Source organism: Streptomyces sp. NPDC001153 (assembly GCF_053598315.1).
The window spans coordinates 118,684-131,816 of the sequence record NZ_JBSFJZ010000031.1; the positions used below are offsets into that span (position 1 = coordinate 118,684).

Sequence of the window (13,133 nt, forward strand, 5' to 3'; positions counted from 1 at the left end):
TCGGGTCACGGGCTCAGGAGACCGGCAGAGCGGTCCACTTCTGGTTGGCGCCGCCGTTGCAGTCCCACAGCACCAGTTGCGTACCGTCGGTGGTGGATGCGCCGGGGTCGTCGAGACAGCGGCCGGAGACCGGATTGCGGTAACCGCCGTTGTACGCCTGCCATTGCTGGTTGCTGCCGCCGTTGCAGTCCCACATCTCGATCTTGGTGCCGTTGGCGGTACCACCGCCCGTGGCGTCGAGGCACTTCCCGAGCGCCCGCAAGGTGCCGTCGGAGCGCGCGGACCACCACTGCGCGGCGGAGCCGTTGCAGGACCAGATCTGCGCGGCGGTCCCGTTGGCGCTGTTGCCACCGTTGACGTCCAGGCACTTCCCCGCGATTCCGGAGCGCACCTGCCCGCCGGCGGGAACCGGCGGCTTGATCCAGCCTGCCGCGTCAGCGGCCTGGACCCCGGCGTTGAAGGCGTCCGCCATCTTGCGGTAGCCGTTGTCGTTGGGGTGGAAGGGGTCGGAGAGGTCCGCGGTGGTCAACGCGCTCATGTCCACCAGGCGTACGTGTTTGCCGGCGGCCTGCTCGGCCTGGACGATCGCGGGGAGCTTGGCGTTGAACGCGGGCCGGTTGGCCTCCTCGGTGCCGCTGGTGGAGATGATCACGGTGCCGAGGAGAACGGTGGCGTCGGGTGCGTCCTCGGTGATCCGGTCGATGAGCGCACGAAGCCGGTCGGCGGCGGTCGGGATCTGGTAATTGCCGTTCAGATCGTTGGTCCCGATCTCCAGCGTGATCACGTTCGGCCGGTAACCGGCCAGCACGGAGTCCGCGATTCCGGTTATCTGGTCGATCAGCCAGCCGGAGTGGCCTTCGTTGTCGGGGTCGGACATGGTGCCGTTGCGACCCGAGCCGACGAAGTCCAGGGCGTGCCCCTCGGCCGACAGCTCGTTCCACAGAAAGCCCCGGTAGCCGTTCCCGGACGGGCTGCCGACGCCCCAGGTGATCGAGTCGCCCAACGGCATCAGCCGCAAGGGGGCGGGCGCGGCGGCGGCCCGGACGGCGGAGGGCGGCGCCTCGGTGCCGGTGGCGGCCGCCGCGGGCAGTGCCCAGGCCATGCCGAGGGCGGCCGTCAGCGCCGCGGTCAAGGGCGCCAGGTACTTCTTCATCAGCGTTCCTCACTGGGACGGGACAGTGGGTGGGGTGAACGAGCCCGCGAGCCGGTCAGCGCGGGGTGAAGTCCTGCTCGGTGCCCGAGGCGTCAGTTGAGTCGCCATTGCTGGTTGGATCCGCCGTTGCACGGCCAGAGTTCGGCCGGCGCCCCGTTGGCCGTGGAGGCGGCGGTGACGTCGAGACAGAGTCCGGACTGCGTGCCCGTGACGGTGCCGTCGGCATTCAGCTGCCACTGCTGGTTGGCGCCGCCGTTGCACGGCCAGGTCTCCACCTTGGTGCCGGCGGACGTCTGGTTGTCGTATGCGTCCAGGCACATCTGGCTGCCGCCGCTGTAGACGGTCAGCTGGTTGGAGGCTGTGCGGGTCCAGGTCTGGTTGGCGCCGCCGCTGCAGTCCCAGATCTGCAGCTGTGTGCCGGCCGTGGTGGACGAGTTGGGCACGTCCAGGCACTTGCCCGCGCCCACCGCGTGCAGCGCACCGGTGCTCGTCCCGCCGGAGGAGTTGCTGTATCCCGCCGCGGTGATGTTGGCCTGGACCGCGTTCTCGGTGGCGTCCGACGGGTAGCCGGAGGTCATCACGCCCTCGTAGAAGGTGCCTTGCGCGCCCTTGCTGTTGTCGCCGCCGGTGCCCAGGATGATGGCACCCTGCTTCCGCATCGGGTTGTAACCGGCGACGTTGGGGCGCGGTCCGTCGTAGAAGGTGGACAGGCCGCCGGACTGCGCGTTGCCGCCACGGATCGCCCAGTGGTTCGGGCCGCCCTTGATGATGGCGGTCGTGTAGCGGTGGTTGATGGTCGGGTCGCCCGCGTTGTAATGCTGGTTGACCCCGGAGAACAGGCCGTTCTCGAGGTCGGCCATGATCCACGGACCGTTGCCCGAACCATAGCCCCAGACCTTGATGTTGCCGAAGTAGATGGCCTCCATGGTGCCGTTGCCGTCGTCGTTGCTGTCCGTCTCGGCGTTGCCGTAGTCGAAGCAGCAGCCGCCGTTGTAGTGCGTACCGTCGAAGATCGCGTACATGCCCTCGGGGTTGTCCCCGGTCGCGATGCCGTTGGTGTGGTTGTTGCGGTACCCCGTGCCGGGCGCCACGAAGACGCCGTAGGCCTTGTGACCACCCACCATGGTGGGCGCAGCAGTGGCGTTCGCGAGGTTGTCGGGGCCGCCCGCGGCACCGCCCGCGGGCGCCTGGGTGAGGCTGTTCCCGCGGCCTGACTGGTCGTAGATGACCGTGATCAGGCAGGTCGTCCCCGAACAGAACGAGTCCTGGGCGGCGGCGTCCGCGTACCCGCCCGCGCCCAGGACGCCGATGTTCCGGGTGGTGTTGTCCGAGGCCCGCCGGACCTGGTAGAGCGGCCCGTTGTACGAGGCGTACAGCGCTCGCGTCGTGCTGTGCGCAGCCACACAGGGCGTGCCGCCCGCCGCGTAGATGTCGCACGGCCCGGACGCGGCGGCCCGAGCCGTGCCGGCCGTGGCCGTGGCGCCGACCAGAGCGCCGGCGACGAGTACGGCTGCGGCCCCGGCCCGGGCGAACGTTTTCGACCGAGAGCGGGGCGAGCGCGCCGACGGCGGAACATGTCCCTGGTCCGGCACACTTTCCGGCCTGCCCCGGTGCCGTAACGCCGCCAGGAGCCGTCGTACGCCACCGCGCCCGGACAGCGGGTGGGGTCTTGTGCGCATGGTTCCCATCTGATCTCCCCTACGTGTCGGCGCAACCCAGTCGGGTGTGTTGGCGGCGCCGACGATCCGAAGCACTTGAAGGTGCCGTATGTGCAGTGAGATTGCAGTGAGATTGCAGAGAGGTTTCGGGGGGAGACGGTCCTCCCGAGTCCGCGGGACTGTCAAGGGTTCTAAGCCCCTGCCGCGAAGGTTGTCGCGGAATCGATTCGACGGCTGATTTCTGTGGGTCGGAGATCGTCCGCATGCTCGAACAGATGCGGCGTGGCAGCAGGCGGCAGGCAGTTTCCCTGGCCGTAGCGCCTTGGCGCCGCCTTGCCTCACGGCCCGCCATTGACCCCGCACTCGGCCGGTCGGTAACCTTTCGTCGAAGCGCTTGCGTGGAACCGATTCGTCTAGGTTGTCCGGCACTTGCATGAGATGCGGAACGCGCGACGGTTCCGGCAGTCCCGACGCCGCCGCCCCTCGGATCCATGGCACTCGGGCGTCGTTCGTCCGTCGGGCCCACCGTGGTGCGCTGGGCACCTCCTGCACCGCTGCACACCATGGCGCTCATGCAACACCATCCATGACGAGTCCTCGGGGCGGCCTGCGCCACACAGTTGCAGCGCAGTGGCGCCCAAGCCGAGGAAGTGCTGAGGGCTCCGGCGCGGGGCGAGGCGGTCACGCCGTCGGCCACCGCGTCGACGACAGGCATCGCGATGGCTGCGGCATCCGGACGGACGTCGGCGAAGCCCCGTCCGCTCCCTCACCCTTCGTAGGCTCGGCTGCCGATGCGCGGGAGCGCCGACCTGGCCAGGTCGCCAGGATCCGGTCGGCCTTGGCTGGACGGCGGGATCGCGCATACGAGCGCGGGGCTGTCGCAGCCGGGTCGCGACATCATGAACCCCTGTGGGGGCACCGGCTTCGACGACGAGCTGAGGTCGGCCACACGACGAACCCTGTCCCGGGTCCGCAAGCACAGCGGCCCGCAGGAGGCGATACTGCGGCTGATCGGGGACCGACGGCGGCCGGCTCGACGACCGCGCGGCGGGAGGCCGGTCATGGGCAACCGCCGGCGGCGGACTGGGGTTGTGGCACCCGGCCCGTACATGTCGCCGCCGAACCGGGTTGCCGACGGTCCGGTGTCGGCGCCGTTCCGGCGCCGGGACGCCGGCAGTGCCGCGTCGGCGGCGTCGGTCGTGCCGCTGCCGGCCGAGTCGAGCCGATCCGGCGCACCGGTTCGGCAGCGGGACCCAACGGCACCGCCGCCACCCGTCAGTATTCTTGCGGCCCGAGCGTAGGTCTTGAGGAGCTGCATGAACATCGGGGAGATCGCTCGCCGCGCGGAAGTGTGGCGCAGCACGGTGTCGTATGCGCTCAGCGGCAAACGCCCCGTGTCCGCCGGCACGCGCAGACGTATCCAAGACGTGATCAACGAATCGGGATATCACCCCAACGCGACCGCGAGGGCCCTCGAGGAAGGCCGCGCCCGGACCATAGGTCTCGTCATTCCCCCCGGCCGGCAAGAGGCTGTCGCACATGCAGCTGGACTTCGTGGCCAGCGTGGTCGACGCCGCCGCCCGGGTCGACCTGGATGTGCTGCTGTCCCCTTCCGGCGAGGACCACGACCGTTCCTTCGAGCGGTTGGTCTCGGAACGCCGCGTGGACGGCGTCATTCTTATGGAGATCCGCCTGGAGGAGCCTCGTGTGGGGCGCCTGCAGGATGCTGGACTGCCGTTCGTCGGCATCGGGCACACGGCAGGCGACCACCAGATGTCCTGGATCGATGTCGATTACTCCGGCCTGGTCCAGCACTGCGTGCGGCACCTCGCCGATCTCGGGCACCGTCGGGTGGCTCTGGTCACTCGTTCCCCGAACTCATTGCGGCCGGCTACGGCCCCGCGCACCGGGTCAGAGAGGGTTTCGAGGCAGCCTTGGCGGAACGCGGCCTTGACGGCGTCGAAGTGCCGTGCGGGGACGATGCCCGGTCCGGTCAGGAACGCGTCGAGGCGCTCCTGCGCAGCCCTCCGGACGTCACCGCTGTCACCACCATCAACGAGGCCGCCCTGCCCGGCATCCAGCGCGCGCTGGCGGACGCCGGTCTCGAAGTGCCGTACGACTTCTCCATCACCGGAGTGGCGGCAAGACATGGGCCGAGGACTTCCGCCCGCCGCTCACGGCAGCGGACGTACCGGCCCTGGACATGGGCGAGAAGGCCGTTTCGCTGCTGGTGGAACGCATCGCCGCGCCTGACACGCCGCCTCGGCACATCCTGCTGACACCGCCGATCTCGTTGCGCTCCAGCACAGCCGCCGCATCCGCCGGCAGGCCGGCACGTTCCAAGGGCGCGGAGCACCGAGCCGGGCGGTAGGGCAATCGCGCCCCCAGCAGTCCGAAGGAGACCGCCGTCAGGCGCTGGAGCGGGTGACCAGACGGGTGGGCAGGATCAGCGGGGTGGGCTCCTGCCCGTTGATGAGCGCGACGAGCATACGCACCATCTCCCCAAAGCCGTTATGGGCTGATGAACGGTGGTGAGCGGCGGATCGGCGATCCGGGCGACGGTCAGGTCGTCGAAGCCTACGACGGCGACGTCGGCGGGGACCGGCCGGCCGGCCGGCCTCACGCAAGGCGCGCAGCGCTCCCGCCGCCATGTTGTCGTTGGCGGCGAACACCCCGTTCACCTCGAGGTGGTTCGCCAGCAGTGCGGGCATGGCGGCGGCCCCGCCGGGCTCGGTGAAGTCCCCCTCCCGCGACGGGTACGGCTCCAGGCCGGCTGCCGGCACGGCATCCCGGTAGCCGCGGTACCGGGCGCGCCCGACCTGGGTGTCCAGCCGCCCGCAGATCGTGGCCGCACGGGTCCGGCCAAGCGAGAGCAGGTACTCGGTGGCCTCGCGGGCTCCGCCGGCATTGTCGACGTCCACGTACCACTGGGGAGCCGAACCGACCGGGCGTCCGCCGAACACGACGGGCGTCTCGGCCTCCTCGGCCGTACGGGCCGGCGGATCGCCCTCGCGCAGCGCCATCAGCATGACGCCGTCGGCGCCCTTCGACCGAAGGAGCTCCTCCACACGTTTGCGACCACGATCGGAGGCGGCCAGACACAGCATCAGATACAGGTCGGCCTCCTCCAGAGCGGCCGACGCCCCCACGATGACCTGGGCGAAGAACGGGTCCGCGAAGAGCGACGGAGCCTCCCCCGCGACGACCAGGGCGGCCGCTCCCGTCTGACGGGTGGCCAGCGCACGTGCGGTCGGATTAGGCACGTAACCGAGCTGCCGGACGGCCCGTTCGACCGCCTCGCGTTTGGCGCGACTGACGTACGGGGCGTTGTTGAGGACACGGGAGGCCACCGAGCGGGAGACTCCGGCACGTTCAGCTACCTGATCGAGCGTCGACTGGCGGCATGGCACATCCTCCGCCATGTACTCCGAGCCTTTCCCTCCCGGCCTCGTCGAGAGCGGCTCGTCCCCGACCCGGTTCGACTGGAAGCGCTTTCAGTTCCAGGACTGTAGAGCCTTGTTCCCGTCCTGTGAAGTGCCGGTTGCTCAGCGGCTCTTGACAGCTCCATCAGGGCGCCACACGATACCGGCCACACCCCAAAGGTTCTCAGTGCCCTCTGGGAGCGCTTCCGATGGGAGCGCTCCCACTTCCTACGTCGTACCACCGCACTGCCTCAGCGCGTCGCATGCTCGGTACGAGAACGTGCGGCGCATCCCTGCCAGGAAACCGAGGTACAGTCATGCGTCGCAGACTCCGCGCCCTCGTGGCAGCGTTCTTCGCTCTGCCACTGACGTTCACCGTCGCACAGTCCGCCCACGCCGCCACCCCGACCACCATGACCAACGGGTTCTACGTGGACCCCGGCTCCAGCGCGAAGCGGTGGGTGGCCGCCAACCCCGGCGACGGCCGGGCGCCTGCGATCAACTCCTCCCTCGCCAACACCCCGATGGCCCACTGGTTCGGCGCCTGGAGCGGCACCATCGGCACCGCCACGGGCGCCTACGCCGGCGCGGCGGACTACCAGCACAAGCTGCCGATCCTCGTCGCGTACAACATCTACAACCGCGACTACTGCGGCGGACACTCCGCCGGCGGAGCCGCCTCGCCGTCCGCCTACGCGAGCTGGATCGCCCAGTTCGCCGGCGGTATCGCCAACCGCCCGGCCGTCGTCCTCCTCGAACCGGACTCCCTCGCAGACTACGGCTGTATGACACAGGATCAGATAGTTGAACGCGAGGGCATGATCACCGGCGCCCTCACGCAGTTCAACCGCCAGGCACCCAACACCTGGGTCTATCTGGACGCCGGCAATCCGGGTTGGGCAAGCCCGGCGACCATGGCCCAGCGCCTGAACGAAGCCGGCCTGCGACAGGCACACGGCTTCTCGCTCAACATCTCGAACTACTACACCACGGCCGAGAACATCGCCTACGGCAACGCCGTCAACAGCGCACTCAGCGCCCGCTACGGCTACACCAGACCGTTCGTCGTGGACACCAGCCGCAACGGCAACGGCTCCAACGGCCAGTGGTGCAACCCCTCGGGCCGCCGCATCGGCACCCCCACCCAGACGGCCGGAGGCGCCGAGATGCTGCTGTGGATCAAGACCCCGGGCGAGTCCGACGGCAACTGCGGAACAGGAACCGGCTCCCCGGCCGGACAGTTCCTCCCCGAGGTCGCCTACAAGATGATCTACGGCTACTGATCCCGGGTCCCGTGGCCGGGTAGGCCCCTGCCCCGCCGCCGGGCCACGAGCACCGTCAGCCGCAGCCCGCCGGGTCCACCACTGACCGCCTTCCGCACAGACGGCCAGTGGACCGCCCTGGTGCAGACACCCCTCATGCATCCATCGCACAGGAGCAGCCATGAAGCCACGCAGCCTTCGGCGCCGCGTCGCCGCCGTCATCACGACGCTCACCGCCTGCGCCGCCCTCACCGCGACGCAGGCGCAGGCCACACCCGCGCAGGACGTGATCACCCCGACCACGAAGTTCTACGTCGACCCGCACGGCAAGGCCGCGCAGCAAGCCCTCGTCGACTTCCGGAACGGCGACATCGACAACGCCGCGAACATGGCCAGACTCGCAAGCTGGCCGCAGGCCGAATGGTTCACCGAGGGCACGCCCGAAGAGGTGCGCTTCAAGGTGAACAGGCTCGTCCGCCGGGCCCGCGCCGTCGACCGGACCCCCGTCCTGGTCGCTTACGACATACCCGGCCGGGACTGCTCGCAGTACTCCAGTGGCGGGGCCGCATCCTCCGCCGCCTACCGCCAGTGGATCGACGCCTTCGCCGCAGGCATCGGCGAGGACAAAGCGGTGGTCGTGGTCGAACCCGACGGCTTGGCCAACCTTCCCAAGGACTGCGGGCCCACCACCGACCCGACCGGCGAACTCACGGCCGCCCGCATCGCCGACCTCGCATACGCCGTGAAGACCCTGAAGGCCCGGCCCCGCACCGCGGTCTACCTGGACGCCGGCAACGTACAGTGGCGCGCCGTGGGCGACATCGCCCAGCGACTGCAGGACGCCGGGGTCCAGTACGGCGACGGCTTCGCCCTGAACGTGTCCAACAACCACCCCACCGACCACAACGCCAGATACGGCACCTGGATCGCCAAGTGCATCTGGTTCGCCACCAAGGGCCCCGAGGAGGCACGGGGCCACGCCGACTGGTGCGCCAGCCAGTACTACTCGTCCGCCGCCCCCAACGACGGCGCCCCCGGCGACGCCGTCTCCCCCACGGACCCCACCACCTGGCGGTGGACCGACGCCTGGTTCGACCAGAACGCAGGCACCCCGGCGGCCGTCGAACTGCACCACTTCGTGATCGACACCAGCCGCAACGGCCGGGGCGCCTGGACCCCACCGCCGGGCAAGTACAGCGGGGACCCGGAGACCTGGTGCAACGCACCCGGCCGCGGTCTCGGCCCACGCCCCACCGCCGACACCGGCGTCCCGCTCGTCGACGCGTACCTGTGGATCAAGACCCCCGGTGAATCCGACGGCAGCTGCACCCGCAACACCGGCGGCACGATCGACCCCGAATACGGCATCGTCGACCCGCCCGCCGGCGCCTGGTGGCCCGACCAGGCCCACGCACTGGCCCGCAACGCGGTACCGCGCCTGACGTTCAACCGCTGAGCCGGGTCGGACGCCTCCGTACGCGTCCGGCCACCGAGCCGTCTCATCTCGTGATCGCCAGTCACCTGGCGGGGGTGGGTGGGCTTCGGGTTGCTCGCGTCGCCCGCGTGCGAGTCCGTGCCGCTTACCGTCGCGCGCAGAGACCCGGCTCCACCGGGCCGAGCCGGATCTCGACGTCGACCATCCGCACCCCGTCGCGTCTCTAGCACCGGCGAAGGAGCCGCTCCGTGTGGCGTGACCGGCGATCGCGGCTCCGACCAGCCGCCTCTCGAAGGACTGGAGTATCTGTTCAAGATCCGTCGTCGAACGACGTCGCATCCGTCCCGAGACTGATTCCGGCCGTCTCGGACATGTCACACACAATTCGGACATGTCCTACACAACGAGGGAACCTGCGCGCCGCGCACTCGGCCAAGGCGCTGCCCCGAATCCGCTGACCGGGCGCGCCCCCGCCAGGTTGCTTGCCGCCGCCCGTTCCTCAGGTCCAACGCCGAAGTGCGGGGCTGGATCGGCGGCGGTGAGCGCGACGGTTCCATCACCAGTGGGCGTGGTTCGGTGTCAGAGGGTTCGGGCCGCGGCGGTGTCGCGGAGGAGTCCGGCGAAGGTCAGGGCGGCGGGGGTGAGCGAGTGGTCGGCCATGCGCACCAGGAGGATGCGGCGGACGGGGGCCGGCGGCTGGAGGGGCAGGACGTCGACGCCGGGCCGGATGCCCTCCAGGGCAAGGGTAGGGGCGAGGGCGACGCCGATACCGGCGGCGACCATGGCCTGGGCTTCCTGGTAGTCGTGGGCCTCGTAGGCGATGTGGGGCTCGAAGCCGACGGCGCGGCATCCGCGGACGAGGGCTTCGGCCACCGGGTGACGGTCGGCGCGGGTGATCCAGGGATCGTCTGCGAAGTCGGCGAGTGAGGCGGCGTCGCGGCCGGCGAGCGGATGGTGGTCGCTGACGAGAAGGGCCGGCGGGTCGTCGAGCAGTGGGGTGACGACGATGTCCTCCCGGTCGATTCGGCTCCAGTCGTAGTCCCACATCAGCGACATCTCGATCTCCCGGTTCTCCAGCATCGTCCAGAGTCCGGCGATGCGGGCGCTGCGGACGGTCAGCCGTACGTCGGGGTGGGCGTCCCGGAAGGCGATCACGGCCTGCGGGAGGAGCGAGGCGCCGACGGTGGGGAAGGTGCCGATGCGCAGGGTGCCCGCCCGCAGACCGGCGTGGTCGGCGAGTTCGTTTTCCGCGGCCTGCAGTTCGCGTTCGATCCGTTGCCCTCGTTCTGCCAGCGCCCGTCCGGCGTCGGTGAGGGTGACGCCCCGGGCGTGGCGTTCCAGCAGGGGCTGGCCTGCCTCCGTTTCCAGGCGGCTGATCTGCTGCGATACCGCTGACGGTGTGTAGTTGAGGGCGCGGGCTGTCGCGGTCACCGAGCCGCGCCGGGCGACCTCCGTGAACAGCAGGATGCGCCGGACGTCGAGCATGCCACCCCCTCCACCGTTCACTTCACCTTAATAGCCATGCAGATTTCCGAGATTGTACTTCACGCTGCCGTAACCCACCGTGGAGGACACCACGCACGGCGAGACCGTCGGTGGACTTCCCCTTCCATGGCTGTGAGGAGTCAGTTGTGCTGCGTCTGCAGGGCGAGATGATCCGCGGAGGAACCAGCAAGTGCTGGATCTTCGACCACCGCGACGTGGCCGCCACGAGCGTGGACGTCGATGCCCTCCTGCTCGCCGCCTTCAACGCAGCCGACCCCCGCCAGATCGACGGCGTGGGCGGCGCCTCCTCCACCACCTCCAAGGCCGCCGTCGTACAGGCGTCGACCCAGGCCGCCGTGGATGTCGAGTACGCCTTCGCGCAGGTCGGTATCGGCGACGAGCGCGTGGAATGGGCCAGCAACTGCGGCAACTGCGCCACCGCCGTGGCCCTGTACGCCGTCCACCACGGTCTCGTGCCGATCACGTCGGACACCACCACCGTCCGCATGCTCAACGTCAACACCGGGGCCCGCCTCACCGGCACGATGCCCACCCCCGCGGGCGTGGCTCCGGAGGAGGGCACGGCCGTGGTGCCGGGTACCTCGGCGCCGGGCGTGCCGGTCCTGCTCGGGTTTCAGGACCCGGCGGGCTCGACGACCGGCCGCGCTCTGCCGACCTGCCGGGCACTGGACGAGCTGACCGGCCCGGACGGTCCCCTCGAGGCATCCCTGGTGGACGCCGGCGCGCCGGCCGCCCTGTTCGAGGCCAAGGCCTTCGGCCTCGACGGCACGGAATCCCTCACCGCGTTCGCCACCGCAGTGCCCGCGCTGACACTGCTGCGCCGCCAGGCAGCGCTGGCCATGGGCCTGGCCCGCGAGGGCGATCCGGTCAGCCACGCGATACCGAAAGTGGGCATCGTCGCCCGACCCGCGCTCTATCGCACCACACAGGGCATGCTCGTCAACCAGGACGAGTACGACCTGGCCGTGCGCATGGTCTCCATGCACGCCCCGCACCCGGCGATCGGCCTGACCTCCGCCGTGGCCCTGGCCACGGCCGCCGCCACCCCTGGCACCCTCGCCCACCGCGTCGCCCGGCAGACCGCCGACGGCACGCTGCGCCTGGGCACCCCCGCCGGCGTGGTCACCACCCAAGCCGTCCCCGCACCGGACGGCGCGTCCCCCACGGTGCTGCTGCACCGCGCCGCCCGGCGTATCGCCCGAGCCGAACTCCTCGTTCCCGTCCTGGAAGGACGCCCCGCATGAGCCGCAACGACGCCGCCCCGGGTACCGTCACCGCACCACCGGGCCGCATCCGCCGGATGCTGTCCCACCTCTACATCCAGTGCCTGATCGCCGTCCTCCTCGGCGCCGCCGTGGGCGGGCTGTGGCCGTCCGCCGGCGCTGACCTGAAGCCGCTCGGCGACGGCTTCATCGCGCTGGTGAAGATGTTCATCGCGCCGATCATCTTCTGCACGGTCGTCCACGGCATCGCCTCCATGGGCAACGCCCGCGCGGTCGGCCGCGTGAGTCTGAAGGCTCTGGTCTACTTCGAGGTGCTGACCACCGTGGCCATGGTGATCGGCCTGGTCGTCGTCAACGTCGTCAAGCCGGGCAGCGGTCTGCACATCGACCTCTCGAGCCTGTCCGCCAAGGGCCTGCCGCCGGAGGCGACCACGGCCCACGAGGGCTTCGCCGCCTTCCTTCTCGCCATCGTCCCGGCCACCCTGGTCAGCGCCCTGACCGGCAACGAGATCCTGCCGGTGCTGCTGGTGTCGGTGCTGTTCGGATTCGGCCTGCACGCCGGCGGGGAGGCCGGCCTGGGCATCGCCCGGGGCGTCGAGAAATTCTCCACGGTCCTGTTCACGCTCATCCGCTGGATCATGCGGCTGGCCCCCATCGGCGCGTTCGGCTCGATGGCCTTCACCATCGGCCACTACGGCCTGGGCACCCTGCGCCACCTGGGCCTGCTGGTCGGCTCGTTCTGGCTGACCGCCCTCCTCTTCGTCCTGGTCGTCCTCGGGACCGTGATGCGCCTGAACGGACTGCGGCTGCTGCCCTTCCTGCGCTACATCAAGGAAGAGCTGCTGATCGTCCTCGGCACCTCCTCCACCGAGCCGGTCCTGCCGCGCATGATGGCCAAGCTCCAGCACGCGGGCGCCTCGAAACCGGTCGTCGGCATCACGCTGCCCGCCGGATACTCCTTCAACCTCGACGGCACCGCCATCTACCTGACCATGGGCTCGGTCTTCCTCGCCCAGGCCCTCGGCATCCACCTCAGCCTCACCCAGCAGCTGGCCATGCTCGCCGTCATGCTGCTCACCTCCAAGGGCGCCGCGGGCGTCACCGGCTCCGGCTTCATCGCCCTGGCCGCCACCCTCAGCGCCGTCCCGCACGTCCCCGTCGCCGCCCTCGCGCTGATCTTCGGCGTTGACCGGTTCATGTCCGAAGCCCGCGCCCTGACCAGCCTGGTCGGCAACGGCGTCGCCACCCTGGCCGTCGCCCGCTGGGAGGGCGAGCTCGACGAGGACCGTGCCAAGGCCGTCCTGCGCGGCGAGATCCCCTACGCCCCCACCCCCGCTCCCTCCGCGGTGCCGGCCGAGCCCGATCCGAAACAGACGCCCGCACCCGAGGCGATGCCCGAACCAACTCGCGACCCCGTCCCCGCCGCAAGCTGATATCGCGTGGGCGGGCCGGCCCGGAGCAGACGCTCCGGGCC

The 13,133-nt window shown here is 70.3% G+C and carries 7 protein-coding genes and 2 pseudogenes; 5 read left to right on the forward strand and 4 right to left on the reverse strand.

Translation table 11 applies throughout. The annotated features are described in order from the left end of the window. Positions 1-13 precede the first annotated feature (13 nt). Together ACWDEN_RS31295 and ACWDEN_RS31300 are read right to left on the reverse strand one after the other, a co-directional pair. Positions 14-1,153, reverse strand: coding sequence for a ricin-type beta-trefoil lectin domain protein (locus tag ACWDEN_RS31295; protein WP_450861169.1), 1,140 nt, complete (start codon positions 1,151-1,153; stop codon positions 14-16). Between the two features lie 92 nt (positions 1,154-1,245). Beyond that, entirely contained in the window at positions 1,246-2,832 is a 1,587-nt protein-coding gene (locus ACWDEN_RS31300) for an arabinofuranosidase catalytic domain-containing protein (RefSeq protein ID WP_450861171.1), read from the reverse strand. Between the two features lie 1,295 nt (positions 2,833-4,127). On the opposite strand from ACWDEN_RS31300, the pseudogene ACWDEN_RS31305 reads away from it, so the two are divergent. After that, positions 4,128-5,182 (forward strand): annotated as a pseudogene (locus ACWDEN_RS31305) (LacI family DNA-binding transcriptional regulator). A 37-nt stretch (positions 5,183-5,219) separates the two neighbouring features. Here ACWDEN_RS31305 and ACWDEN_RS31310 read toward each other — a convergent pair. Next, positions 5,220-6,233, reverse strand: a pseudogene (locus tag ACWDEN_RS31310) (LacI family DNA-binding transcriptional regulator). Between the two features lie 317 nt (positions 6,234-6,550). Between ACWDEN_RS31310 and ACWDEN_RS31315 the strand changes: the two are divergent. Next, positions 6,551-7,516 carry a glycoside hydrolase family 6 protein gene (locus ACWDEN_RS31315; protein ID WP_450861173.1) on the forward strand — a complete coding sequence of 322 codons (966 nt, stop codon included), beginning with the start codon at positions 6,551-6,553 and terminating at the stop codon, positions 7,514-7,516. A gap of 160 nt (positions 7,517-7,676) precedes the next feature. Beyond that, positions 7,677-8,951, forward strand: a complete 1,275-nt coding sequence (locus tag ACWDEN_RS31320) for a glycoside hydrolase family 6 protein (protein ID WP_351619131.1) — start codon at positions 7,677-7,679, stop codon at positions 8,949-8,951. Positions 8,952-9,509: 558 nt separating this feature from the next. Here the strand turns inward: ACWDEN_RS31320 and ACWDEN_RS31325 are convergent. Continuing rightward, positions 9,510-10,415, reverse strand: coding sequence for a LysR family transcriptional regulator (locus tag ACWDEN_RS31325; RefSeq protein WP_351619134.1), 906 nt, complete (start codon positions 10,413-10,415; stop codon positions 9,510-9,512). 146 nt (positions 10,416-10,561) lie between these two features. Between ACWDEN_RS31325 and ACWDEN_RS31330 the strand changes: the two genes are divergently transcribed. Then, positions 10,562-11,680 carry a PrpF domain-containing protein gene (locus ACWDEN_RS31330; protein WP_450861175.1) on the forward strand — a complete coding sequence of 373 codons (1,119 nt, stop codon included), beginning with the start codon at positions 10,562-10,564 and terminating at the stop codon, positions 11,678-11,680. After that, positions 11,677-13,092 carry a C4-dicarboxylate transporter DctA gene (gene dctA / locus ACWDEN_RS31335; RefSeq protein ID WP_450861177.1) on the forward strand — a complete coding sequence of 472 codons (1,416 nt, stop codon included), beginning with the start codon at positions 11,677-11,679 and terminating at the stop codon, positions 13,090-13,092. Before ACWDEN_RS31330 ends, dctA begins: the two co-directional genes overlap by 4 nt. The last annotated feature ends 41 nt before the right edge of the window (positions 13,093-13,133 follow it).

Bases quoted from the DNA above. Each gene is read 5' to 3' on its own strand.
- ACWDEN_RS31295 (WP_450861169.1), bottom strand. From the start codon at position 1,153: ATGAAGAAGTACCTGGCGCCCTTGACCGCGGCGCTGACGGCCGCCCTC.
- ACWDEN_RS31320 (WP_351619131.1), top strand. From the start codon at position 7,677: ATGAAGCCACGCAGCCTTCGGCGCCGCGTCGCCGCCGTCATCACGACG.
- ACWDEN_RS31325 (WP_351619134.1), bottom strand. From the start codon at position 10,415: ATGCTCGACGTCCGGCGCATCCTGCTGTTCACGGAGGTCGCCCGGCGC.
- ACWDEN_RS31315 (WP_450861173.1), top strand. From the start codon at position 6,551: ATGCGTCGCAGACTCCGCGCCCTCGTGGCAGCGTTCTTCGCTCTGCCA.
- dctA (WP_450861177.1), top strand. From the start codon at position 11,677: ATGAGCCGCAACGACGCCGCCCCGGGTACCGTCACCGCACCACCGGGC.
- ACWDEN_RS31300 (WP_450861171.1), bottom strand. From the start codon at position 2,832: ATGCGCACAAGACCCCACCCGCTGTCCGGGCGCGGTGGCGTACGACGG.